At 73.4% G+C, this 24,256-nt stretch carries 22 protein-coding genes; 8 read left to right on the top strand and 14 right to left on the bottom strand.

The genetic code is table 11. The annotated features are described in order from the left end of the window. Positions 1-109: 109 nt before the first annotated feature. Positions 110-2,170, bottom strand: a complete 2,061-nt coding sequence (locus HCN51_RS04805; RefSeq protein ID WP_240972399.1) for a prolyl oligopeptidase family serine peptidase — start codon at positions 2,168-2,170, stop codon at positions 110-112. Positions 2,171-2,578: 408 nt separating this feature from the next. On the opposite strand from HCN51_RS04805, the gene HCN51_RS04800 reads away from it, so the two are divergent. After that, entirely contained in the window at positions 2,579-5,107 is a 2,529-nt protein-coding gene (locus tag HCN51_RS04800; protein ID WP_168007147.1) for an AfsR/SARP family transcriptional regulator, read from the top strand. A 6-nt stretch (positions 5,108-5,113) separates the two neighbouring features. Here HCN51_RS04800 and aztD read toward each other — a convergent pair whose 3' ends face one another. The 9 genes from aztD to HCN51_RS04755 form a co-directional block, all read right to left on the bottom strand. Further along, positions 5,114-6,310 carry a zinc metallochaperone AztD gene (aztD, locus tag HCN51_RS04795; protein ID WP_168007145.1) on the bottom strand — a complete coding sequence of 399 codons (1,197 nt, stop codon included), beginning with the start codon at positions 6,308-6,310 and terminating at the stop codon, positions 5,114-5,116. Positions 6,311-6,337: 27 nt separating this feature from the next. Beyond that, entirely contained in the window at positions 6,338-7,246 is a 909-nt protein-coding gene (gene aztC / locus HCN51_RS04790) for a zinc ABC transporter substrate-binding protein AztC (RefSeq protein ID WP_168007143.1), read from the bottom strand. After that, positions 7,243-8,391, bottom strand: coding sequence for a WD40 repeat domain-containing protein (locus HCN51_RS04785; RefSeq protein WP_168007141.1), 1,149 nt, complete (start codon positions 8,389-8,391; stop codon positions 7,243-7,245). Before HCN51_RS04785 ends, aztC begins: the two co-directional genes overlap by 4 nt. Beyond that, positions 8,388-9,221, bottom strand: coding sequence for a zinc ABC transporter permease AztB (gene aztB / locus HCN51_RS04780; protein WP_168007139.1), 834 nt, complete (start codon positions 9,219-9,221; stop codon positions 8,388-8,390). The genes HCN51_RS04785 and aztB overlap by 4 nt, the downstream gene beginning before the upstream one ends. A gap of 155 nt (positions 9,222-9,376) precedes the next feature. Beyond that, a complete protein-coding gene (locus HCN51_RS04775) occupies positions 9,377-9,994 on the bottom strand; it encodes a VOC family protein (protein WP_168007137.1) in 618 nt (205 codons plus the stop codon). A gap of 36 nt (positions 9,995-10,030) precedes the next feature. Continuing rightward, positions 10,031-10,660, bottom strand: coding sequence for a cysteine hydrolase family protein (locus tag HCN51_RS04770; RefSeq protein WP_168007402.1), 630 nt, complete (start codon positions 10,658-10,660; stop codon positions 10,031-10,033). Positions 10,661-10,689: 29 nt separating this feature from the next. After that, the gene (locus tag HCN51_RS04765; protein ID WP_168007135.1) at positions 10,690-11,562 is read right to left on the bottom strand and encodes an aldo/keto reductase; all 873 of its coding nucleotides are present in this window, start codon (positions 11,560-11,562) and stop codon (positions 10,690-10,692) included. A gap of 218 nt (positions 11,563-11,780) precedes the next feature. Beyond that, the gene (locus tag HCN51_RS04760; protein ID WP_168007133.1) at positions 11,781-12,095 is read right to left on the bottom strand and encodes an SMR family transporter; all 315 of its coding nucleotides are present in this window, start codon (positions 12,093-12,095) and stop codon (positions 11,781-11,783) included. Then, positions 12,092-12,721, bottom strand: coding sequence for an FMN-dependent NADH-azoreductase (locus HCN51_RS04755; RefSeq protein ID WP_168007131.1), 630 nt, complete (start codon positions 12,719-12,721; stop codon positions 12,092-12,094). Before HCN51_RS04755 ends, HCN51_RS04760 begins: the two co-directional genes overlap by 4 nt. A gap of 79 nt (positions 12,722-12,800) precedes the next feature. On the opposite strand from HCN51_RS04755, the gene HCN51_RS04750 reads away from it, so the two are divergent. Then, the gene (locus HCN51_RS04750; RefSeq protein ID WP_080037784.1) at positions 12,801-13,352 is read left to right on the top strand and encodes a TetR/AcrR family transcriptional regulator; all 552 of its coding nucleotides are present in this window, start codon (positions 12,801-12,803) and stop codon (positions 13,350-13,352) included. Here the strand turns inward: HCN51_RS04750 and HCN51_RS62120 are convergent. Both HCN51_RS62120 and HCN51_RS04740 read right to left on the bottom strand, forming a co-directional pair. Further along, positions 13,330-14,562, bottom strand: coding sequence for a cytochrome P450 (locus tag HCN51_RS62120; protein ID WP_168007129.1), 1,233 nt, complete (start codon positions 14,560-14,562; stop codon positions 13,330-13,332). The two genes, HCN51_RS04750 and HCN51_RS62120, sit on opposite strands and share 23 nt — an antisense overlap. Positions 14,563-14,775: 213 nt before the next feature. After that, positions 14,776-16,173, bottom strand: a complete 1,398-nt coding sequence (locus tag HCN51_RS04740) for an aminotransferase-like domain-containing protein (protein WP_168007127.1) — start codon at positions 16,171-16,173, stop codon at positions 14,776-14,778. Between HCN51_RS04740 and HCN51_RS04735 the strand changes: the two genes are divergently transcribed. Then, positions 16,172-17,407 carry an aminotransferase class V-fold PLP-dependent enzyme gene (locus HCN51_RS04735; protein ID WP_168007125.1) on the top strand — a complete coding sequence of 412 codons (1,236 nt, stop codon included), beginning with the start codon at positions 16,172-16,174 and terminating at the stop codon, positions 17,405-17,407. The two genes, HCN51_RS04740 and HCN51_RS04735, sit on opposite strands and share 2 nt — an antisense overlap. Before the next feature lie 49 nt (positions 17,408-17,456). On the opposite strand, the gene HCN51_RS04730 is transcribed toward HCN51_RS04735, so the two are convergent. Further along, complete coding sequence (locus tag HCN51_RS04730) at positions 17,457-18,011, bottom strand: GNAT family N-acetyltransferase (RefSeq protein ID WP_168007123.1); 555 nt, start codon at positions 18,009-18,011, stop codon at positions 17,457-17,459. A 68-nt stretch (positions 18,012-18,079) separates the two neighbouring features. On the opposite strand from HCN51_RS04730, the gene HCN51_RS04725 reads away from it, so the two are divergent. The 5 genes from HCN51_RS04725 (at position 18,080) to HCN51_RS04705 (ending at position 24,009) form a co-directional block, all read left to right on the top strand. Continuing rightward, positions 18,080-18,889 carry a phosphotransferase gene (locus HCN51_RS04725; protein ID WP_206066544.1) on the top strand — a complete coding sequence of 270 codons (810 nt, stop codon included), beginning with the start codon at positions 18,080-18,082 and terminating at the stop codon, positions 18,887-18,889. A 174-nt stretch (positions 18,890-19,063) separates the two neighbouring features. Beyond that, positions 19,064-19,759: an LmbU family transcriptional regulator gene (locus HCN51_RS04720; protein WP_346433533.1), complete on the top strand. Its 696-nt coding sequence runs from the start codon at positions 19,064-19,066 to the stop codon at positions 19,757-19,759. A 214-nt stretch (positions 19,760-19,973) separates the two neighbouring features. Beyond that, positions 19,974-20,456 (top strand): nitrile hydratase subunit alpha, encoded by a 483-nt coding sequence (locus tag HCN51_RS04715; RefSeq protein WP_168007119.1) that lies wholly within the window; start codon positions 19,974-19,976, stop codon positions 20,454-20,456. A 42-nt stretch (positions 20,457-20,498) separates the two neighbouring features. After that, the gene (locus HCN51_RS04710; RefSeq protein ID WP_168007117.1) at positions 20,499-21,956 is read left to right on the top strand and encodes a radical SAM family RiPP maturation amino acid epimerase; all 1,458 of its coding nucleotides are present in this window, start codon (positions 20,499-20,501) and stop codon (positions 21,954-21,956) included. 19 nt (positions 21,957-21,975) lie between these two features. Further along, positions 21,976-24,009 (top strand): RiPP maturation radical SAM C-methyltransferase, encoded by a 2,034-nt coding sequence (locus HCN51_RS04705; protein WP_168007115.1) that lies wholly within the window; start codon positions 21,976-21,978, stop codon positions 24,007-24,009. Between the two features lie 6 nt (positions 24,010-24,015). Here the strand turns inward: HCN51_RS04705 and HCN51_RS04700 are convergent, their stop codons facing one another. Next, the gene (locus tag HCN51_RS04700; RefSeq protein WP_080037775.1) at positions 24,016-24,231 is read right to left on the bottom strand and encodes a hypothetical protein; all 216 of its coding nucleotides are present in this window, start codon (positions 24,229-24,231) and stop codon (positions 24,016-24,018) included. Positions 24,232-24,256: the final 25 nt, after the last annotated feature.

The raw sequence follows: 24,256 nt of genomic DNA, 5'->3' as shown, positions 1-24,256 counted from the left end.
TTCCAGGACGGGCGAGGGGTGGGGCGCCCCGTGAGAACACCCCACCCGCAACGGGATCAGCCCTTCTGGGCACCACCGGCGACGCTGTACCGCTTGGTCGACTTCTTGATCATGGAAGTTCACCTCCTCTCGGTTCCGTCGGGGTGATGCTCGCGAGGCCCAGCTCGTGGGCGAAGAACGCGAGCACGTCCGAGAAGTAGGACAACCGGCCCGTGCGTCCGCGCTCGCCGTGCCCCGCGCCCGCCTCGTGGCGCAGCAGCACCGGGCGCGGCGAGGTGGTGGCGAACTGCAGCGCGGCGGTCATCTTCCGCGCGTGCAGGGGATCGACGCGGGTGTCCTCCGCGAACGCCGACAGCAGGACGGCCGGGTACGGGGTGCCGGGCACGACCCGGTGATACGGCGAGTAGCCCAGCAGCCAGCCCAGTTCCTCCGGGTCCTCCCGGCTGCCGAACTCCTCGCGCCAGTACTCGCCGAGCCCCGTCAGCTCGTAGCGGGCCATGTCGAGCAGCGGCGCGGTGCACGCGACCGCCGCGAACAGCTCCGGCCGCTGCGTCATCGCCGCGCCCACGAGCAGGCCGCCCGCGCTGGTCCCGAACGCTCCCAGCGCGTCGCGGGTGCTGTGCCCGGCCGCCACCAGGTGGTCGGCGGCGGCGATGAAGTCGTCGATGCCGCGCTGCTTGTGCTCGCGGCGGCCGGCCTGGTGCCACGCCTCGCCGCCCTCGCCGCCGCCGCGCACGCACGCCACCGCGAACAGGCCGCCCCGCCCGGCCCACGCCAGGGCGGCGGCGTAGTAGTCGGCGACGCGCGGCTCCCCGAAGGCGCCGTACCCCTCCAGGATCGTGGGCAGCGGGCCCGCCCGGTGCCAGGAAGGGGCGAGCAGGAGGATCCGTACGGGGGTGCCGTCCGGTGCGCGGCAGACCGTCTCGGACGCGGTCACCGGCGGGGTGACCGGGGCGGGGCGGCGGCGCCACACCGTGCTCGCGCCGGTGGCGGCGTCGTAGCGGTAGACGGTCTCCGGCGTGACGCGATCGGAGTACTCGAACCACGCCTCGTCACCCTGGCCGCCGGGGGCCAGCTCGGTGACGATGCCGCGGCCCGGCAGCTCGACCTCGCCGAGGAGGCGGCCGGTGGCCGGGTCGTGGCGGGTCACGGTGGCGTGACCGGCGGTCGTCCAGTGGACCAGCAGCAGGCCGTCGAGCACCGCGAACCCGTCCAGCACCGCCTCGGGGTCCTCGGGGACCAGGGTGCGCGGCTGTTGCGTGTGCGGCTCCTGCGAGAGGTCGGTCACGAGGAGGCGGCCTCGGGGGGCGCCGGCGTCGGTCAGCAGGTACAGGCGGCCGTCCTGGGCCGGCCAGGCCGAGGTCCAGCCGTCCTCCGGCAGCGGCAGCCGGCGCAGGGCGGGCCGCTCGATCGGGCCCTCGCGCAGGTCGGCCACCCAGACGTCGTTGGCCGCCGACAGGCCCGAGGCCACCTGGACGACCAGCAGCCGCCCGTCCGCCCCCACCAGCGCGTCCACCTCAGCCGTGCGGTCGGCGCCGCCGCCGAGGACCACCGTGTCCGCGCCGGCCGGCTCCCCCACGCGGTGCAGGCAGAGCCGCGGGCCGGAGCGGTCGTCCTCGTCGTGGCGCGTGTAGTAGAACGCGTCCCTGCCCGGCAGCCACGCGACCGCCGAGTACCGGCAGCCCGTGATGGGTTCGTCCACGTTCGTACCGGTGTCCACGTCCAGGACCCGCAGCGTGAACCGCTCGGACCCGCCCACCGCCGTCTGGTAGGCCATCAGCCGGCCGTCGGCGGAGGCCGACCAGAACCCCAGCACCGTGCGCCGCTCCGGGTCCGCGGTGTCCGGCTCGAACAGCGCGCGGTCGCCTCCGGCGTCCCTGACCATGAGCGCGTGATGCTCCGCGCCGGGACGCAGGCACGTGTAGAAGGCGCGCCCGCCCCGCCACTGGGGCACCGACAGCCGCTCGAACGAGGTCAGCTGCCGCAGCTCGCGGAACCAGCCGCCGGCCGGCCAGCCGTCCCGCGCCCTGGCGAAGAGGTCGGCCTGCGCCGCCAGCCAGTCGCGGGTCTCCGGCGTGCCGGGCTCCTCCAGCCACCGGTACGGGTCGGCCACCTCACGGCCGCCGAGCACCTCCCGCACGTCGTCCCGCCGCGCCGGCACGATGCTCATGTCCATGACTCCCGAAGACCTCGCGACCTCGGACACTGTCCGGCTCCCTCCGTCGCCGTGCCGGCTGGGTGCGTCCCGCTGCCACCGAAGCTTCGCCGCGGGGTCTGGAACGGTCGCTGGACCCGCCGCTGGACGCCGCACCGGCCGTCATCCTGGAGCGCGTCCTGGAGTACGTCCTGGACCTGTCGCTGGAGGATTTCCTGGGGCATCGCGGGGGAAGGCGCTGGTCAAAGCGCTGGAAAGGGGCTCGGGGCTGGAAATTCCCGACATGTCATGAATTCGGACCGTCGTGCGTCATCCCCGTCCCGCCGCACGACGAATGAGGGAGCGTTCCCGGCGGATCAAGACCGGGACGGTCCGGCCACACCTCGCGGACAGCAACACTCGTGTTACTTCTGAGGAGGCGGGATGTCCGAAGGACATGGAGAGGATGTCCGATTCGAGGTGCTGGGGCCGCTGCGCGCGTGGCGGGCGCGCGACACCCTGACCCTGGGATCCGGCCGGCAGCGGGTCGCCCTGGCCGTCCTGCTGCTGCACGCCAACCGGCCGGTGAGCCGCGACAGGCTCATCGACGAGCTGTGGGGTGGCCGCGTCCCCGCGTACGCCGTGAACCTGCTGCAGAAGCACATGTCGAGCCTGCGCGCCGGGCTGGAGCCGGGCCGGCGCGGGCGGGCGCCGTCCGGGACGCTGGCCTGGACCGAGGCCGGGTACGTGCTGCGCGTGCCCTCGGGCGGGCTGGACCTGGAGGTGTTCGAGCAGGAGGTCCGCCGCGCCAGGCAGGCGCGCTGCGCCGGTGACCTACGGCTCGCCTCACACGCCTTCCACGAGGCGCTGCGGCTGTGGCGGGGGCCCGTGTGCGAGGGGCTGGGCAGCCCGTTCGTCGACATGGTGCGGGACCAGCTCGACGAGCGGCGGATCGGCGCGATCGAGGACTGCATGGAGGTGGACCTGGCGCTCGCGGGGCCCGGCACCCCGCTCGACACGGCGGTGGGCAGTCAGGCCGACCTCGTCGCCGAGCTGCGCTGGCTCGTGGCCCACCACCCGTTGCGCGAGCGGCTGCACGGCCTGCTCATGCTGGCCCTGTACCGGTCCGGGCGCCAGGGTGAGGCGCTGGCGGCCTTCCATGACGCGCGGCGGCGGCTGCGCGAGGAGCTGGGCGTCGAGCCGGGCGTCCTGCTCCAGGGCCTCCACCAGCGCATCCTCGCCGCCGACCCCGACCTCATGACCCTCCCCGCTCCCCCGTCCCCGCCGGACGTCCTCCCCGTCGTCTCGCCGCCGCGTCCCGTCCCGGCACCGCACCACCCGCCCGACGAGACACGGAAGCCCTCAGCAGGCCGCCGCCGCGCCGCTGCGCACAGCACGGCGGTGAACGGCACGGCGGTGAACGGCACGGCGGTGAACGGCACGGCGGTGCACGGCACGGCGGTGAACGGCACCGCGACCAGCGGCTCAGCAACCGGCGGCGCGGAGGCCGGTGCCGCGGGGAGGGGGCGGCGGGTGGCGCGTCAGTGGCTGACGCCCGCGCAGCTTCCGCACGACGTGCCGCGGTTCGTGGGCAGGGAGGCGGAGCTGGAGCGGCTGGACGCGTTGCTCGCCGACGGCCACGATCGCAGCGGCGCCGTGGTGCTCACCGGCATGGCGGGCGTCGGGAAGACCGCGCTGGCGCTGCACTGGGCGCACCGCATCCGCGACCGGTTCCCCGACGGTCAGCTGTACGCGAACCTGCGCGGCTTCGGCCCGACGTTGACGGCGATGGAGGCGGCGGAGGCGATCCAGGGGTTCCTGGAGGCGTTCGCGATCAAGCCGGACCAGGTCCCCGCAGGTCTGCACGCGCGGGCCGCGCTGCTCCGGAGCCTGCTGGCGGGCCGCCGGATGCTGATCGTGCTCGACAACGCCCTCGACGCCGAGCAGGTCCGCCCGCTGCTGCCCGGCGCGCCGGGCTGTCTCGCCGTGGTGACCAGCCGGGATCGGCTCACGGGCCTGGTGGCGGTCGAGGGCGCGCACGCGTTCGTCGTCGACCTGCTGCCGAAGGAGGCGGCCCGCCTGCTGCTCACCCGGCGCTCGTCCGCCGGCCGCGCGGGAGCCGACAAGCCCGCCGGATCGCCCGGGCGTGGTGTCCCGGCGGCGGACGGCGTCGCGTGCGGGGATGGGCGCCGGCCAGGGGGCGAGGAGGCGGCGCTGGACGAGATCGTCGCGTACTGCGGGCGCCTGCCGCTCGCCCTGTCCATCGCCGTCGCCCGCACCGCCACCGGCCCGTGCCTGCCGTTCGCCGCCCTGGCCGCCGAGCTGCGCGGGGCCCGCGCGCGGCTGGATCCGTTCGACGGGGGCGAGCAGGCGACGGACGTGCGGGCGGTGTTCTCCTGGTCCTACCGGCGGCTCACCCCGCCGGCGGCGCGCCTGTTCCGGCTGCTCGGGCTGCATCCGGGCCCCGACTTCACCCCGGCCGCCGCCGCGAGCCTGGCGGGGCTGCCGCCGCCGGACGCCCGCCCGCTGGTGGCGGAGCTGGCCAGGACGAGCATGGTCAGCGAGCGGGTGCCCGGCCGGTTCGCCTGCCACGGGCTGCTCCGCGCGTACGCGTGCGAGCTGAGCGACGCGCACGACAGCCGGGACGAGCGGCGGGCGACCCTGCACCGCCTGCTCGACCACTACCTGCACAGCGCCCACCAGGCGGGCCGGATCCTGCGGCCGGGGCGGGGCACCGACGACCTGCCCGCGGCCCTGCGCCCCGCCCTGCCGCTGGTGACGCCGGAGTCGCCGGCCGACCGGGGCGCGGCGCGGACGTGGTTCACGGCCGAGCACCTGGTGCTGCTGGCGGCGGCCCGCCGGGCGGCGGAGGCGGGCTTCGCCACGCACGCCAGGCAGCTGGCCCGGACGGTGGCGTCGTTTCTCGACCCGCGCGGGATCTGGCGCGTGCAGGTGGATCCCGCCTCCCCTTGAGGCGGGTCAGCTCGTGACGCCGGTGAGCTCGTTCGGGGGCTGCGGCAGGGACGTGCTCCTGGTGACCTTGCCGGAGGCGAAGTCGACGGCGTGCAGCTTCTTGCCCTCCGGGTCGCTGACGTAGACGACCTGGTCGCGGACGAAGATGTTCGGGCGGGGCCGCTGCCAGTCCAGGGGCTCCTTCCACGCGTCCAGCACCTTGATGGTCCTGACGACCTTGGCCGCGGCCGGGTCGATGACGTGGACGGCGCCGTCGGTGCCGAGGACGAGGGCTTCGCCGCGCGGGCCGCGGGCCAGGGAGCGGAAGGTGTAGCTGGTGCCCAGGTCGACCAGTTTGAGGGTGCCGGTCCTGGTGTCGATGAGGGAGATCCGGGTGGGGCGTTCCAGCTCGGCGTCCGGGTCCTTCTTGTAGTCGCCGAGGACGATCGGGGACAGGTCGGAGCCGGCCTGGTTGCCGATGCGGCCGTACTCGTCGGGACTGTCGATCTTGGTGATCTCGCCCTTCTTGTAGAGGAGAACCCCGTCCTCGCAGCCGAGCACGACGGCCTCGTCCTGGGCGGTGGCCTCGCCGTGCACGCCGGGGCAGTCCTCGCTGCGGGTGATCTCCTTGCGGTCCTTGTCCAGGACGAGGATGCCGGTGCGCTTCTCCTCGGTGCCGAGGGTGACGACGAGCTCGCCGTTCTCCAGCTGGATGGCGACGCCGTGGTGCGCCGTGGCGGCCCGGTACACCTCGCCCTTGGGCAGGCCGGCGGCCAGCTCGTCGGGGTCGAACAGGGTGACCTCGCCGGTGCCGTCGGCGAACAGGGCGGTGGTGCCGGCGTGCCGCACCACGTGGCCCGGCTTCGAGCCCTTGAACTCGTCGTTCTTGAGCGTGGCGGAGGCGGCGTCGAGGACGCGGAAGCCGGTCGCGGTGGAGACGAGCACGTGCCGGTCGTCCCCCGCCGGGTTGACGCGGTTGTATCCCGGCAGGGGGAGGTCCTTGACCAGCTCCAGGCTCTGCCCGTCGAGGACGTACAGGCCGCCGTCGTGGGTCAGCACGAGGGGGGCCGTCACCGTCGTCGAGGGCTGGGCGGCGGGCGCCGGCGTGGCAGGCTGGGCGGCGGGTACGGCCGCCCGCGTCGCGGGCTCCTGCCCGCTCCCGCAGGCGGTGAGCAGGAGGGCGGCGGCGAGCAGCGCCGCGGGGGCGGCGGCGGTCCGGGTCATGGTGTGGTGCGCCTTTCTGTTGCGGTTTCAGCGGCCGTCGAGGCCGTCGACGATGGCTCTGGTGTTGCTGCGGACCATCTCCAGGTACGTGGCCGCGCCCGGCGACCTGCGGCTCAGCGACTCCGAGAACAGCGGGACGACCTTGACGTCCACCCCCGCCTCCGAGGCGAGCACCTGGGCGAGCCGGTCGGGCTGGGCGGAGTCGGCGAAGACGGCCTTGACGCCGGTGCGCCGGATCGCGTCGCTGAGCGACTTCAGGTCCGACGCGCTGGGCGAGGCCAGCGTGGTGCCGCTGGGGATGACGGCGCCGACCACCTGGAAGCCGTAGCGGCGGGCGAAGTAGCCGAAGACGTGATGGTTGGTGACCAGGCGGCGGGCGTCGGCCGGGAGGGTGGCGACCTGCTGCCCGACCCAGGCGTCGAGCCGCTCGACCTGCTGCCGGTACGCGGCCGCGGAGGCCCGTACGGCGGCGGCGTCCACGCCGTCCACGTGCGCGACGACCTGGCCGGCGATGAGGTCCACGGCCTTGGCCATGCGGGCCGGATCGGTCCAGAAGTGCGGGTCGGGCTGCCCGGCCGTCTCGTCGGCGGTGAACGCGATCGGGTCGACGCCCTCCGCCACGGCCAGCGCGGGCACGCCGGCCCGCCGGGCGGCCTCGACGTTGCGCAGCACGCCTTCCTCCAGGCCGAGCCCGTTGTGGACGATCAGGTCGGCGGTCTCGATCCGGGCGGCCTCCCGCGCGGAGACGCCGAAGGAGTGTGGGTCGGAGTCGGGCCGCATCAGCACGGTCACCTCGGCCTGGCCGCCGACCACGGCCTTGGTGACGTCGCCGAGGATGTCGGTGGTGACCACCACCCGGGGCGGGGACGCGCCGGTGGCCGCGCAGCCGGTGGCCGCCAGGGCGAGCGCCGCCAGCAGGCCGAGCAGCGCCCTCATCGGCCGGTCTCCGTCAGGTGGGCGGGCGCGAGGTCCGTGGTGAGCGTTCTGGCGCGGCGCAGGCCGTCGTTGTAGTCGATCTCGTGGACGGCTTTGGCCGCCGGGTCGTTGACGTAGGCGCGGGCGGTGTCCACGTGGATGGCCGCCGTGGCCGCCGGTGCGGTGAGCAGCTTCGTCCTGGCGGTCTGCTTGCCGGTGCGCGGGTCGTGCGCGCGCAGGACGCCGTCCCTGGTGAGGGACAGGATCGGGGTGTCGTCGCCGGTGGCGTTCACCGCGAGGACGGGGCCCGTTCGCAGCAGCCGCCACGTCCCGGCGGTCACGTCGAGCACCCAGACGCCGTGGTCGCCGGCCTTCGCGGCCAGCGTGGAGCTGCCGGGGCGGTGCCGGAACGCCCGCGCGCGCCCGGCCTCCGTCGTCCCGTGCGGGTAGCGGATCTTCTCGCTCTCGAACGTGCCGTTGCGCTCGGTGACCAGGAGGGCGCCGTCGGCACAGCCGAGGACCGCGCCGCGCCGGGTGACCGCCGTTCCCGCCGGGTCCGCGCACGTCCCGACCTCGCTGCCGGGCTCACCTGTCCTGGCCCTGACCTGGACGGCGCCGTCCTGCGCGACCAGCAGCCGCTCCCCGTACGGGACGACGGCGTCGGCCGTCAACCGGCCCGTCTCGGCCCGTTCGCCCCGGTCCAGGCGGGTGCGGTCGAGCAGCGTGACCGTGCCGTCGCCGGAGCGGACGGCGATGATCGCCGCGTCACCGCTCACCTCGTACGGCGGGCGGCCGGTGATCGTGCCGAGGTCGCGGGCGGGGGCCCGGTAGTAGTGCACGTGGTCGCCGTGGTCGACGGTCCAGCCGCCGCTGTCGATCACCTGAAGGGCGCCCTGGGCCGTGGTGAGGAAGGCGTAGCGGCCGCTCCCCTCGATCGCCCGCACCTTCGCGGTGGGGAGCTTGGTGGTCCGGCCCGTCACCGGGTCGAGCACGTGGGCCTGGCCCGTCTCGCCGTCGGACAGGACGAGGCGGAGCTGCGGCTCGGCCGTCTCCTCGGCCCCCTCGACGTACCCGTGCGGCACCTGCGCCGGCTCGGCCGCGCCGCCTTTCTGCGCGCAGCCGGCCAGCAGGATCACCGCCGTGAGGATCGCGATCGCCCTGCTCACCGGGCCACCGCCAGGGGACGGCGGCGCAGGAAGTCGCCGAACGCCGACAGGAAGAACAACCCCACGGCCACGGCGGCGATGGTGGCGCCGGCGGCGGTGGCCGCGTACCAGGACACGATCAGCCCGGCCACGGTCGAGACGATGCCGAGCAGCGCCGCCCCCAGCATGATCGTCGGGATGCGCCGCGCCCACAGCGCGGCGGCGGCCGGCGGCCCGATCAGCAGGCCGAACACCAGCAGCGTCCCGACGATGTGGAACGACGCCACGATCGCCAGCGTGACCAGCCCCAGCAGCAGGACGTGCGCCACCCCCGGCCGCATCCCCAGCGTGTGCGCCTTGCGCGGGTCGAAGGCGAGCGCCACGAACGGCCGGTGCCCGAGCGCCGCGACCACGGCCGTGACCGCGAGCGCCACGCCGAGCCCCGCCAGGTCCTCCCCCGTGACCGCCAGCACGTCGCCGAACAGGAACCCGGTCAGGTCCACCGCGAACGACCGTGAGTGCGAGACCACGATGACGCCCAGGGACAACATCCCCGCGAACAGCAGCCCGATCCCGGTGTCCTGCGACAGGCGGGCGGAGCGGCCCAGGACGCTCACCCCGTACGCCATGCCGCCCGCGCTGAGCAGCGCGCCGATCAGGATGTTGACCCCCGCCATGGAGGCGAGCGCCACGCCGAGGAGCATCCCGTGCGACATCGCGTCGCCCAGGAAGGCCATGCCGCGCAGCACCACCCACGTGCCGGCGAGCGCGCACAGCAGCGACACGAGGACGCCGGCCCACAGCGCTTGCCGGACAAATGACACCTGAAAGGGATCGAACAACCAGTCCATGCGCCAGGACTCTACAATGAAAACCGTTGTCGTTTCCACTTGGAGTCATGCCAGGGTCACGTGCCCAGGAGAGCGCGGCGGGCCGGCGTGCCGGCTCGGTCAGAACGGCTCGGTCAGAACGGCTCGGTCAGGACGGCTCGGTCAGGACGGCTCGGTCAGGACGGCAGTTCGGCTCCGGCCTGCTCGCGCACCATGTAGTCGGCGTACCAGTCCGGCCAGCCGGGGTCCTCCGCGCCGAGGCGGGCCTCGTGCTCGCCGTGCGCCGCCGCCGCGCGGCGCAGCGCGCCCGCGAGATCCGCGGCCGAGGTGAACGCCGTCGCCGAGGGGTCCACCCGCCCCGGCAGCCTGGTGGTGACCTCCTGCAGCACCCAGCCGTTGCCGTCCGGATCGCTGAAGGACAGGAACGAGCCGTAACTGCCGCGCCGCGGGTCGGGGCCCGGCACCCTGGCGTCGGTGCCGGCGTGGTGGAAGACGCCGCCGGCGTCGTGGAAGACCTCGCCCGGGTTCGCCCCGAGCCGCTCGAGCTCGTCGTGCGCGGCCTCGATGTCCTCGACGACCAGGTGCAGGCCCTGCGCGGAGCCCGGCGCCTGCGAGGTGACCGAGGTGCCGAAGATGACCGAGGCGGGCGAGCCGGGCGGGGTCACCTGCACCACCCGGAAGTCCTCGCCGGTGGCGAGGTCGGCGTCGAGCCGCCAGCCGAGCGCCGTGTAGAAGTCCTTGGCCCGGTCGACGTCCGCGACCGGCACCACGACCACTTCGAGTTTCATGTCCATGGCGCGCCTCCTGCGCTTGTGCGGACGACCTTCTGTTCAGGCGGACGCTCTCCCGAACGCGGCGGTGAGCTCGTCCGTGGTGGTGATGGCGTGGGCGAAGGTGGGGCCGTTCAGCTCGTGGGCGGCGTGCATCATCTCGGGCAGGAACGCGGCGGTGGCGTCCCGCACGAGCGTGACGTGGTAGCCGAGCTCCATGGCGAACCGGCCGGTGGACTCGATGCAGGTGTTGGCCAGCAGGCCGATGAGCACGACGTGGCTGATGCCGTGCTGCTTGAGCTGGAAGTCCAGGTCGGTGTTGGCGAAGCCGCTCTGCGCCCAGTGCTCGCGGGCCACCACGTCGCCCGGCCGCGGCTGGAAGTCGGGGTGGAACTCGCCGCCCCAGGTGCCGCGGGCGAAGCTGTGCCGCTCCATGATGCCGCGCTGGGTGGGGTTCGGATGGTCCCACGTTTGGTAGTCGCCCGGCTCCCAGCGCCGGTGTGGCACGATCATCACCCGCAGGCCCGTCCCGCGCGCGGCGGCGACCACGGCACGCAGGTGGTCGAGCAGCCCGACCTGCTCGGCCACGGGCCGCACGCGCGGCCAGATCTTGCCGCCCTCGGACAGGAAGTCGTTGTACGGATCGACCAGCAGCACGGCCGTACGGGCGGGGTCGTACGCCTGGAACATCACGGGTGCTCCTCGTATGTAGGGAAAGGTCAGCTCGTCGAGGCCCCGGCCGCGGTCAGCTCGTCGAAGTCCTCGCCGGTCAGCTCCAGCCCCGCGGCGGCCACGTTCTGCTCCAGGTGGTCGACCGACGACGTACCGGGAATGGGCAGCATGACCGGCGAGCGGTGGAGCAGCCACGCGAGCGCGAGCTGCGACGGTGTCGCCGACCGCCGGGAGGCGACGGCTTCGAGCGGCCCGCCGGGCTTGGCCAGGCCGCCGGTGGCCAGCGGGAACCACGGGATGAAGGCGATCCGGTGCCGCTCGCAGTGGTCGAGCACGCTCTCGGCCGAGCGGTCGGCCAGGTTGTACAGGTTCTGCACCGACGCGATCGGGGCGACGGCGCGGGCCTGCTCGATCTGCTCGACGCTCACCTCCGACAGGCCGATGTGCGCGATCTTCCCCTCGTCCTTCAGCGCCCGCAGCTCGCCGACCTGGTCCTCGACGGGAACGTCCGGGTCGACGCGGTGCAGCTGGAACAGCGGGATCCGGTCGAGGCCGAGATTGCGCAGGCTCATCTCGCACTGCTGGCGCAGGTAGGCGGGCCGGCCGACAGGCGTCCACTGGTCGGGGCCCTGCCGGGTGAGGCCGGCCTTGGTGGCGATCACGATGTCGTCGCCGTACGGGGCGAGAGCGCGGCGCAGCAGCGGCTCGGCGACCCACGGGCCGTAGGAGTCGGCGGTGTCGAAGAGGGTGACGCCGAGCTCCGCCGCCCGGCGCAGCACCCGCACGGCCTCGTCCGGATCGGCCGGCGGCCCCCACACGCCGGGGCCGGTGAGCTGCATGGTCCCGTAGCCGAGGCGGTTGACGGGCAGGACGTCCTCGATCATGAACTGGCCGGATGCGGCAGCCGTCGCAGTGGTCATCACGGCTTCCCTTCTGTCCGCCTCCGGCTCGGGCCGGGGCGCGCTGGTGATGGAAGCCGGCGGGGACCGCTGAGGTGCCGCCGCCGGCGGCACACCACCCGCGCCTGCCCAGCGCCCCCGCGCCTTACCTCAACGTCCGGCAAAGCCCTGCGGACGTGCGGCCAAAGCCTGCGCGAGCGGCCAGGGCGCGCCCGGGCCGCGGCGGGCGCGCTCCGGGCTCAGGTGGTGATCCTGGCCAGCACGATGCCGCCGACGATCAGCACGAGCGCCGCCATCCTGCCCACCGAGACGGGGTCGTCGTTGACCACGATGCCCAGCGTGATCGCGCCGACCGCGCCGATGCCGGTGAAGACGGCGTACGCGGTGCCGACCGGCAGCGTGTTCATGGCCCGGGACAGCAGCCAGACGGCGACGGCCATCAGGGCCAGGGAGACGAGCGTGGGCAGCGGGCGGGTGAAGTTCTGCGTCGGTTTGATGCTCTGCGACCAGGCCACCTCGACGAGCCCGGCCAGCAGCAGGGTCAGCCAGCTCACTGCGCCGCCTCCTTGAGCGCCGCGGCCAGGGACTGCTCGTGCTGCTCGCGCAGGTGGGCCAGGGCCGGGTCGAGGCGGGCGTTGACCAGCTCGGCGTGGATGAAGGTCACGTCCTCCACGCGGAAGTGGCCCTTGAAGAAGTCGCGCAGGTAGCGCTCCTGGTGGTCGTACGGCTCGCGGGGCGTGCCGGGGCCGTACGCGCCGCCGCGCGCGCTGGTCACCACGAACCTGCGGCCTTCGAGCGACATCTTGGGGAAGGTGATCTGGTCGAGCCAGGCCTTGAGCGTCGAGGGGATCGAGTAGTTGTACATCGGGGTGCCGATGAGGATGACGTCCGCCGCGACCACCTCGTCCAGCAGCGGCTCCACGACGGCCCACGCGGCCTGCTGGGCGGGGGTGCGGGCCGCCTCCCGGTAGCGCGAGATGTCGGTGATCTCGTGCTCCAGGATGTGGTCGCACAGCTCGGTCCAGGCTTCGCCGATGTGCGGCACGGGGTACGCGGCCAGGTCGCGGTAGACGTAGCGGGCTCCGGGGTGGGCGGCCCGCCAGGTCTCGGCGTACAGGCTCGACAGTTTCCGTGAGAACGACGCGTGGCGGCGGGCGCTGGCGTCCAGGTGAAGCAGCATGATCTCTCCTCAGCACAGATATGTGGACACGCTGTCCAGATGACTATAAGCGGACATCACGTCCACATACAATGGGGGCATGGAGAGAGCCGACGCCGCACGCAACCGCGCACGGATCCTGGAGGCGGCCGCGCTGCTGTTCGCGGAGCGGTCCCCCCAGGACGTGACGATGGACGACATCGCCAAGAAGGCCGGAGTGGGCCGCGGCACCCTCTACCGCCGCTACCCCGACCGGGCGTCGATCGCCGTCGCGCTGCTTGACGAGCACGAGCGCGCCCTCCAGGAGCGCCTGCTGCGCGGCGAGCCGCCGCTCGGGCCGGGAGCGCCGCCCGCCGAACGGCTCGCGGCCTTCTACGCCGCCATGGTGCGCCTGCTGGAGGACCACTCCCACCTGGTGCTCGGCTCCGAGGTGGGCCGCTCACGCTTCGAGACCGGCGCGTACGGTTTCTGGCGCGCCCACGTGCGCGCGCTCCTCGTCGCCGCCGGCACGCCCGGCCGTGACGCGCTGGTCGACGTGCTGCTCGCTCCCCTGGCCCCCGAGGTGTACGACTACCAGCGCACCGTGCTCGGCCTCACCACCGAGCAGATCACCCGGGCACTGACCAGGCTCACGGCCGTTCTGGACGGGTGAGGCCCGGCCCGAAGCGCAGCGGAAGCGTCTCCGGCCCCTGGATGCCGAGCGGCCCCGGCCAGGCCGGCGGCTCCATGAGGGACGGCGGCCCCAGCCGCGCCGCCAGCACGGACAGCGCCTCCCCCACCTCGACCCGCGCCAGGGCCGCCCCCAGGCAGTGGTGCGGGCCCCCGCCGAACTGCAGCGACGGCAGCTCCCTGACCTCGGTGATGTCGAACCGTCCCGCGTTCTTGTACGCCCGCGGGTCACGCTGCGCGGCCTTCACGCACATGGTGAGGTACGTCCCTTTCTCTACCGCGAGCCCCTTGTAGGTGAAATCCTCGGCGGCGAAGCGGTAGATGCTGGTCGACGACGGCTGCCAGCGCATCACCTCCTCCACGGCCTGCGACGCCAGCTCCGGCCGCCGCCCCAGGAGCGCCCACTGGCCGGGGTGCCGCGCGAAGACGACCATGGCGTTGGCGAGCTGGTGGCGGGTCGTGTCGTGGGCGGCGAAGACGAGGGTGACCAGGAGGTTGCGCAGCTCCTCCCGGCTGACCTGGCCGTCACCCGCCTGGTAGGCCGCCACCAGGTCGGAGCTGAGATCGTCGGACGGCCGGACGAGCTTGTCGTCGATCAGGTGGTCGGCGTAGTCGTTCAGGCCGTCGACCGCGTGCTCCAGCCGGGCCACGACGTCGCCGCCGCCCGACAGGCTGAAGATCAGGCCGAGGTCGGCCGTCCAGGTGCCGAACAGGTCGTAGTCCTCCGGCCGGACGCCGAGCAGCCGGCACATGACCGCCAGCGGCAGCCGGATCCCGAACTCGGCGACGAAGTCGTGCGTGCCGCCGTCGTCCAGGCCGTCGGTCAGCTCCTCGGCCCGCTCCCGCACGAACGGCCGCAACCGGGTGATCCGGCGGGCCGTGAACGCCTTGTTCATCAGGCCGCGCAGGCGGCGGTGCACCTCGCCGTCATGGTTGACGATCATCGGCACGAACCAGTCGTGGATCGGGCCGCGGGTGATGCCGTGCATCTCCAGGTAGCGCCGGCCATCATGGGTCAGCCGCCGGTCGCGCAGCAGATCACTGGCCTCCTCGTAGCGGAGCACGAGCAGGCCGAAGGGGCTGTCGGCGTACCAGCTCTCCGCCTGCGCCGCGTAGACCTCCGGGGCGTCGAAATCGAACGCGGGGTCCAGGACGTCGAGGAACGGGACGTTCGGGGCTGCGGGTGTCGTCACGCCATCCTCCCGGCGGGATCGTCTCCTGCGTCGATGCGTGCCCCTCCAGGGTCTTCCGGCATCGCCCGCCGGGAAAGTGACGCTTCACTGGCTCCGTGAGCGCCGGTCAGGTGCGCGGTGAATTCACGGCCGGCATGCCCCGGTGGTCGCGTTCCGGGGTCGCGGCGCCCACCGGCACAACGAGCCGGTGCCGGTGACCGTCCGTGACCGGGATCAGGGCGAGGTGGCGGCGGCGAGGCGGTGGGCGGCCTCGACCAGCTCGCCGCGGTCGGCGGCGGCGGCGAAGCTGAGGCGGAGGTAGGCGGCCGGGAGCTCGGTGGCGAAGTAGCGGTCGCCCGCGCTGACGGCGACGCCGTACCGGAGCGCCGCGTCGGCGACGGTACCCGCGCCGGCGCCGTGCGGGAGGCGGGCCCACAGGTGGAGCCCGCCCCTGGGCGGCCCGGTGAGGGTCCAGTGGGGCAGCTCGCGCGAGAGGGCGCCGGCCAGGGTGGCGCAGCGCTCGCGCAGGGCCGCCGCGAGGGAGCGGACGTGCCGGTCCCAGGCGGGCGAGCTGAGGAGCTCGAGCGCCGTCTCCTGCAGCGGGCGGGTGACGAAGAAGTCGTCGACGAGGCGGATGGCGCGCAGGCGCTCCATGACGGGGCCGCGGGCGGCGATGGCGCCGATGCGCAGGCTGGGCGCCGCCGGTTTGGTGAGCGAGGTCAGGTGGATCACGGTGCCGTGACGGTCGTCGGCCAGGAGGGGGCGCGGCATGGGGGTGCCGTGGCCGAGGTGGCGGGCGAAGTCGTCCTCGATGACGAACGCGCCGGCCGCCCGGGCGGCGTCGATGACCTGCGGGCGGCGTTCCGGCGCGAGGACGGCGCCGGTCGGGTTGTGGTGGGTGGGCTGGCAGTAGAGGAGGCGGGCGCGGGTCAGGGCGAACGCGTCGGCGAGGAGGTCGGGGCGCAGGCCGTCGGCGTCCATGGGGACGGGCACGGGGCGCAGGCCGGCGGCGCGGGCGGCGGCGAGCGCGCCGGGGTAGGTGGGCGACTCGACGAGGACGGGGTCGCCCGGCGCGGCGATGGCGCGGAACGCCATGGACAGGGCGCTCTGCCCGCCGGAGGTGATCAGGAGGTCGTCGGCGGTCAGGCCGCCGCCGATCATGGCGGCGAAGACGCTGCGCAGGGCCTCCAGGCCGGTGGCGGGGGCGCGGTCCCAGGCGTCGGGGCGGCGGGCGGCGCGGGCCAGCGCGGCGGTGAGGATCCGGGTGGGCTGCAGCGAGCGGTGCAGGTAGCCGCCGTCGAGCAGGATCGTGCCCGCGGGCGCCGTGCCGGCGGTGCCGGTGAGCAGCCGGGTGTCCACGCTGCGGTCGGCGAGCGTGACCGTCTGCCAGGCGGTGTCGGCCACGTCGGTACGCCGCCGCGCGCGGGCCGTCACGTACGTGCCGCTGCCCGAACGGGTCACGACCAGGCCCTCGGCGGCGAGCATGGCGATGGCCCGCGCCACGGTGCCGGGGCCGACCTGGTAGCGCCGGATCAGCTCGCGGCTGCTGGGCAGGCGGTCGCCCGGCGCCAGCCGGTCGATCATCGCCCGCATCGCGACGGCCAGCTCCGCCGAACTGCTACTATCCGACATGAGTGACGATAATAGCGCTTCCGTAATTTCGGCAGAATCGCTTCTGGACCTCGCGGCCCTGCGGGCCGACACCCCGGGCGCCGAGCAGGTGGTGCACTTCAACAACGCCGGCTGCGGCCTCCTGGCCGCGCCCGTGCTGGCGGCGATGGTGGAGCACCTGCAGCTTGAGGCGAGCATGGGCGGCTACGAGGCGGCGGCCGCCCGCGCCGGGCAGGTCCGCAGGTTCTACACCGAGCTGGCCGCGCTGATCAACTGCGCTCCCGGCAACATCGCCTTCGCCGGTAGCGCCACCCATGCCTTCTCCACCGCGCTGTCGGCGATCCCGTTCGAGGCCGGCGACGTCATCCTGACGACCCGCAACGACTTCATCTCCAACCAGATCGCCTTCCTGTCCCTGGGCAAGAGGCTCGGCGTGCGGGTCGTGCACGCCCCCGACCTGCCGGAGGGCGGGGTGGACGTGGCGGCCATGGCGCGGCTGATGCGCGAGCACCGCCCGCGGCTGGTGGCGGCCACGCACATCCCCACCAACTCCGGCCTGGTGCAGCCGGTCGCGGAGATCGGCCGGCACTGCCGCGAGCTGGGCCTGCTGTACCTGGTGGACGCCTGCCAGTCGGTCGGCCAGTACCCGATCGACGTCGCGGAGATCGGCTGCGACCTGCTCACCGCCACCTGCCGCAAGTTCCTGCGCGGGCCGCGCGGCTCGGGCTTCCTGTACGTCTCCGACCGCGTCCTGCGCGAGGGGTACGAGCCGCTGTTCATCGACATGTACGGTGCCCGGTGGGTCGCGCTGGACCGCTACCAGCCGGTCGAGACGGCCGCCCGGTTCGAGGACTGGGAGTTCCCGTACGCCATCGTGCTGGGCTGCGCGGCTGCCGCCCGTTATGCCCGGCAGGTCGGCATGGACGCCATCGCCCGCCGCACCCCCGCCCTGGCCGCCGGGCTGCGTGACAGGCTCGCCGGGCTGCCCGGGGTGCGCGTGCTCGACCGGGGCCGGCAATTGGGGGCGCTCGTCACGTTCGCCGTGGACGGGTGGGAGGCGGAGCCGTTCAAGGCCGCCATGGACGCGCGCCGGATCAACTCGGCGCTCAGCTTCCGCCACTTCGCGCAGTTCGACTTCGGCGACAAGGACGTGGACTGGTGCCTGCGCCTGTCACCGCACTACTACAACACCGAGCAGGAGGTGGACCAGGTCGTCGAGGCGGTCGCGGATCTCGTCGCGGGACGGCGGCCTTGACGCGTTGCCGCCCCCAGGTCGCCGGCCCCGGGCCACGGGCCCGGTAGCCCTAGGAGGACCACAGGGAGAGCGGGGCGGTGCAGAGGGCCTGCGCGGCGCCGTACTCCTCGAACGTGCGGACCGGCCGGAAGCCCAGGCGGGCGGCGAGCTTCATGGAGCGTTCGTTCGCGGTCTGCGTGACGAGCACGACCGGCTGGCCGGGCAGCTCGCCGGCGGCGGCGCGCAGCGCGGCCGTCGCCGCCTCGAACGCGAGCCCGGCGCCCCAGGCGCTGCGCCGCAGGACGTAGCCCAGCTCCAGCTCCTCGCCGGCCCGCCCGGCATCGTCGGACGGCCGGTGGGCGAGCATCAGCGTGCCGAGGAAGCGGTCCGTCGCCCGGTCGGCGATGGCGTAGTTGCCGGGCCTGGCCTCCCCGCTGCCGGCCAGGACCTGCTCGAAGCGCTGCTCGACCTCGCTCCGGGGACGGGGGCCGCCCAGGTAGGACTGCACGTCGGGATCGGTCGACAGCTCGACGAACGCCTCCCGGTCATTGGCGCGCAACGCTCTGCGCAGCAGGAGCCGTTCCGAGGGGATCTCCGCGGCGGAAAGCGTGCGCGAGTGACTCATAGGCCCGTGATCATAGAACATGGGCCCAAGGTCCGGGGATGGCCGATCCCCGCCGCGGAGGTGGTCCAGTGACGGATGACGGCGTGGAGGTGCCGCTGGCCGGCGCCCGGGGCGTGGTCAGCCGCCGGGGCGGCACGGTGCTGCGCGCGGCGGGCCCCTGGTCGGCCACGGTGCAGGCGTTGCTGCGGCACTTGGAGGAGGCCGGGTTCGAGGGGGCGCCGCGTGTGGCCGGCAGCGGCTTCGAGCCCGGGTCCGGGCGTGAGACGCTCACCTTCGTCGAGGGCGGCTTCGTCCGGCTGGGGCAGTGGAGCGACGAGGCGGCCCACGCGCTCGGCCGGCTGCTGCGCGACCTGCACACCGCCACCGCCACCTTCGCCGAGCCCGGCGACGCGACCTGGCAGCCCTGGCACGGCCGCGATCTCGGGCGGCGCCCGCGCGTGATCGGCCACTGCGACACCGGCCCCTGGAACGTCGTGGTCCGTGGCGGCCTGCCGGTGGCGTTCATCGACTGGGAGGTGGCGGGGCCCGTCGATCCGCTGGTCGAGGTGGCGCAGCTCTGCTGGCTGAACAGCCACCTGCACGACGACGAGGTGGCCGCGCTGGCCGGCCTGCGCCCGCTCGCCGAGCGGCTGCACGTGCTGCGCCTGATGATCGAGGGGTACGGGCTCGCCGACAGGGATCGTGCGGACCTGGTCGAGCACATGATCCTGGTCGCCGTGCAGGACGCCGCCGCCCTGGCGCCCGTCACGGTCGCGCCCCAGACCGGCGGCGACCCTGGGCCGTCGCGGAGCTTGGTGCACGGCATGGCGTGGCGCCTGCGCAGCGCCGCCTGGATGCAGCGGCACCGGGACGTCCTGGAGCGCGCCGTCCGCACCTGAACCCTCACATGCTGAAATCCGCATGGAAAAGGCACGTTCCACAACTGGTCAAGGCGCTCAGGAAACCGCCATGAATAACCGGGCGCAATTCAGTGGATCTCCGTGTGGCGGGGTTCCGGTCGCCGTGCCACACTGACAGTGACGACAAGTCAATGCCGTCTCAGGGAGCACGAGGTGATACAACGGCAAATAAACGCGGACGGCAGCCGGAGAATTGCGCAGCGTGATCGTTCGGGCGGTATCAACGGTCAGCTCACACTGGGCTCCGACACGGTTCCAGGACGCCTCAGCCTGCGTTTACCGGAAAACACGCAATTGTCGACGTGGAGCCAGATCGGCCAGCGGATCCTGCTCATCGGCAACTCCACCGCCTGGTGGCTGGGCGACTGGCTCATATTCGGCCAGGACAAGTTTCCCAAGCGTTACCAGCGGGCGATCCAGGAGACGTCGCTCGACTATCAGACATTACGGAACTACGCGTGGGTGGCGCGCCGGTTCCCGGTGTCCCGTCGACGGGACACGGTGAGCTTCCAGCACCACGCGGCGGTGGCCGCCCTTCCCGAGGCCGAGCAGGACCTCTGGCTCGACCGGGCCACGGCGTTCGGGTGGTCGCTGCGGGAGCTCAGGAAACAGCTCAGGTCGGCCCGCGCGGGCAACGGCGCGGCGGCCAATAACGTGGAGGCGACGCTCCGCCTGAAGGTCAGCCAGGAAAAGGTGAAGACCTGGCAGGCGGCCGCGGCGGCGGTGCACCAGGACGTCCTGGAATGGATGGTGGCCGTCATGGACCGGGCCGCCGGCGACGCGATCGACCCGCCGGATTCCGCGGCCCCGGAAAATGAATATCCGCCGGTCGGCGCCGCCGAGGATTGACAGGGTATTCCCGGATATTCATAATCGCTCGCAAGTTCACCGTGGTCCGCGGAGGTCCTCGGCCGCACATCCCCGGCCCCGTCGCATTTCGGGCGAGCGCGCCAGGCAAAAGCCGACGGCCTCCGGTCGCCGGTGCCGCCGATTTCCGCGATTGCCCGGAATCGGTCGCATCCCCGTTTCATGGAGCATGGCTCGAGAGCAGAGGAGAATGCGTATGACCGCGACGACGGACCGGGTGCTGGACGGAGACCGCGCCGCCACGATCATGGCGATGGTCACCGCGCGCGCCTGGCGGGATCCCGAGTACAAGGACCGGTTGCTGCGCGAGCCGGCCGCGGTCCTCACCGAAGAGGGCCTCGACGTGCCCGAGGGGATCGAGCTGCGCGTGCTGGAGGACACGCCGGCGGTGCGGCACGTCAACCTGGCCCGCGAGGCGGGCGACGTCCGGCAGGTGATCGGCGGCCTGCCGGGCGCGCTCGAGGTGCCCGAGGGCGGCGAGCTGCGGATGGTCAGGAACTCCGAGCACGTCCGCTACATCGTCCTGCGGACGCCGCCGGCGGGGATCGACCCGGCCATGACCTCCGAGGCGACGCTCAGCCACCACACCGCGCCCTTCATCTGGGCGGTCGAGGCGGTCGTCGTCGGGTCGACCGTGAGCATCGTGGCCGAGGTGGTCGGCGCCGTCGTCCTGACCTGACCCCGCCCCACCGAGCAGAGGCTCGACGAGAGAGAAGGAAGAATGGCGCGAGAACCGCTGGACACCGTCTTTCCCCTGCTCGGTGAGCTCTCGGACGTCCCGGCGAGCTACCTGCGGGACGTCGCCCACACCAAGCGGGCCCTCGAACGCTGGACCATGGATCCGGCCTTCCGCGCGGCGTTCGAGGCCGACCCCGAGGCCGCGCTCAAGGAGCTGGGCAGCCCGCTGCGTCCCGGCGAGGTGACGCCCTTCCTCGACCCGGCCGGGAAGGCCGCGATCAACGGGCCGCGCCGGTCCGAGTACCCCGCGTCGGTGCTGCGGTACTGCGCGTACATCCAGGAGAAGATCTCCCACCGGGAACGGCTGCGCCGCGAGGGCGAGCCCGCGAACCGGACCATGGCGGCCTGGCGGCGGCGGCAGATCAACCGGTGCCGCGGCGAGCTCGGCGCGCACCGCGCGGACGCCATCGTGCACGCGCCCGCCGCCTTCGAGCTGTCGAAGGGCTGCACCGTCGGCTGCTGGTTCTGCGGCGTGGCCGCTCCCCGGTTCGACCACACCTGGCCCTACACCGAGCCGAACGCGGCGCTGTGGCGGGGCGTGCTCGGCGCCCTGCGGGAGGTGGTGGGCGACTGCGCCGCGCAGAGCTTCCTGTACTGGGCGACCGACCCGCTGGACAATCCCGACTACGAGCGGTTCCTGGTGGACTTCCACGAGGTCATGGGCCGCTGCCCGCAGACGACGACCGCGCTGGCGCACGCCGATGTGGAGCGGACGCGGCGGCTGCTGCGCCTGACGAGCTCGATGGGCTCCACCATCGACCGCTTCTCGATCATCTCGATCAACTGGCTCAACCGCGTCCACGAGTCGTTCAGCCCCGAGGAGCTGCTGCGCGTGGAGTGCATCCCGCAGAACCGGGAGGCGGCCATCCCGCAGGTGAAGGCGAACGCGGGCCGGGCCCGCAGGTTCTCCCGCAAGCGCGGCGACGAGCTGGTGCCGCCCGGCGAGGGCTCGACCATCGCATGCGTGTCGGGCTTCCTGTTCAACCTGGTCGAGCGGTCCGTGCGGCTCATCACGCCCTGCGACGCCACCGACCGCTGGCCGCTCGGCTACTGGGTGCTCGACCAGGCGGAGTTCGGCACGCCGGGCGAGCTGCGGGACGTCCTGCAGTCGATGATCTCCACGCACATGCGGCCGGCGCTGCGCGTCGAGGACACCGTGCGGCTGCGTCCCGGCCTCCTGCCCGAGGTCGAGGACGGCGAGCTGCGGCTGACCTCGCGCGGCAACCGGGTGGTCATCCGCGACCAGCCCGGCCCCGGCGACCTGGCCGCCCTGTTCACCGGCGGGTCGTGCACCGCCGCGGAGCTGGCCCGGAGCAGGCGGCGCGCCGCCGGCGTGCCGATGGAGGAGACGTTCGCCCTGCTGGACTTCCTGTTCGCGGAGGGCTGCCTGGACGAGGAGCCCTCGCCCGAGACCGACCCGGCCGTGTACGCGGTCCGGTAGAGCGCTGGGAGACCCTGCCGTGGACGTATGCCTCGTTTCGATGCCGTACGCCGGGCTGCCCCGCCCGTCCATGGGGCTGAGCCTGCTCAAGGGCATCCTGATCGCCGAGGGCATCGAGACCGTCGTCGCCAACGCCAACCTCTGGTTCGCCGAGAGCGTCGGCCTGGAGCTCTACCACCTGTGCGCCAACCACGCGCCGACCGAGTTCCTGATGGGCGAGTGGACGTTCGCCGGCGTGGCCTTCCCCGAGGCGGAGTATCCCGGCGCGCGGGACGGCGACGAGCAGTACCTCGCGCAGATCGCCGACTCCTGCGGCAGGTTCTTCGGCGCCTATGGCCGTGACGGCGGTGACCGGCTGGTCGCGGACCTGGTGTCGTTGCGCGAGATGGCGACGAAGTTCGTCGACGAGGCCGCGCGCCGGGTGCTGGCGAGCGGGGCGCGGGTGGTCGGTTGCACGTCCACGTTCGAGCAGCACGCCGCCTCGCTGGCCCTGCTGCGGCGGGTCCGCGAGCTGGACCCGGCCGTGATCACGATGATGGGCGGGGCCAACTGCGAGACCGTGATGGGCGAGGCCACCCACCGGTGCTTCCCGTGGGTGGACTACGTCGTCTCGGGCGAGGCGGACGGCCTGATCACCGGCCTGTGCCGCCTGGTGCTCGCGCAGGGCCGCGACGTCCCGCCGGAACAGCTGCCGCCCGGCGTCCTCGGCCCCCGTTCGCGGGAGGGCGGCGGGGCCGGCTTCCGTGCGCGCGGGCCCGGCGTCCTCGGCCTCCACGGACACAGGCCCCGCGGCAAGGCGCTCCCCCGTGCCCTGTTCCGCGACCTGGACAGCCTGCCGGTGCCGGAGTTCGACGACTACTTCGCGGAGGTCGCGGCCTCGCCGCTGCGTCCCAACATCCGGCCGGGCCTGCCGCTGGAGACCTCGCGCGGCTGCTGGTGGGGCGACGTGCACCAGTGCACGTTCTGCGGGCTGAACGGCAGCAGCATGGCCTTCCGCTCCAAGTCGCCCGAGCGGGTGCTGGCCGAGGTGCGCGAGCTGGAGCGGCGCCACGGCATCAGCGACTTCGAGGTCGTGGACAACATCCTCGACATGGCCTACTTCCGTACGGTGCTGCCGCGGCTCGCCGCCGACGACCGGCCGCGCCGGCTCTTCTACGAGGTCAAGGCGAACCTCACCCGCAAGCAGGTGGAGCTGCTGGTGCGGGCGGGGGTGACGTGGGTCCAGCCCGGCATCGAGAGCCTGCACAGCGAGGTGCTGGCCCTCATGGACAAGGGCGTGCGGGGCTGGCAGAACGTGCAGCTGCTCAAGTGGGCCCGCGAGCTGGGGCTGCGCCTCTCGTGGTCGCTGCTGTGGGGTTTCCCGGGCGAGCACGACCACTACTACCGGACCATGGCGGGCTGGCTGCCGCTGCTGGAGCACCTCCAGGCCCCGAACGGCCTGTCCAGGCTGCGCTACGACCGCTACAGCGTCTACCACCAGCGGGCCGGGCAGCTGGGGCTCACGCTGACGCCGATCTCGGCGATGGCGCACGTCTACCCGTTGGATCGGGCGGACCTGGACGACCTGACCTACTTCTTCACCGCCGAGCCCGAGTCGGACACGCTCGACCTGGCCGCCTTCAGCCGGGCCGACGTGCGGGAGCGGCCGGGCACCGTGGCGGTGTACGAGGCGGTGCGCGAGTGGCGGGCGGCCTTCCGCCGGCACCTGCCGCCCATCCTGTCGCTGGTGGACCGCGACGGCGTCCTGGACATCATGGACTCGCGCGGCTGCGCCCGCCGGTGGCGGACGACGCTGAGCGGCCTGGCCCGCGCGGTGTACCTGGCGGCGGACGCGGCGCCGCGCGCCGACCGGATCGCCGACGCCGTCAACCGCGACCTCGACGTGCGGGCTTCGGAGGACGAGGTCCGGGCCGTGGTGGACGAGCTGGTGGCCGACCGGCTGGTGCTGCCGATCGACGGCCGGCTCGTGGCGCTGGCGGTGAAGGGGGACCTGCCCGCCCTGCCGCAGCACACGGAGTTCCCCGGCGGGCACGTCAGCGCGGACCCGTCCTGACAGGGATCACTGCAGGCCCGCGTGGTGGCGTTTCGCCTCCTCGATCTCGGCCTCGGTGAGGTCGCGCGGCTCGACCGTGGTGACCAGCCGCCAGCGGCCGTCGACCGGGCAGCGGGCGAAGCGCCGGGAGCCGAGCCGCACGGCGCGCAGGGAGAAGAACGGCGCCCACTGCGCCGTGTAGAGGTGCCCGTCGGAACAACGGACGATACGATCCGGAATCATTCCCATGTCATTTTCTCCAGGAAAT

This window comes from Nonomuraea composti, from assembly GCF_012034275.1.
GTDB lineage: Bacteria > Actinomycetota > Actinomycetes > Streptosporangiales > Streptosporangiaceae > Nonomuraea > Nonomuraea composti.
Note: the sequence above shows the minus strand (reverse complement) of the source record. Positions and strands in the feature narration are given on the sequence as shown.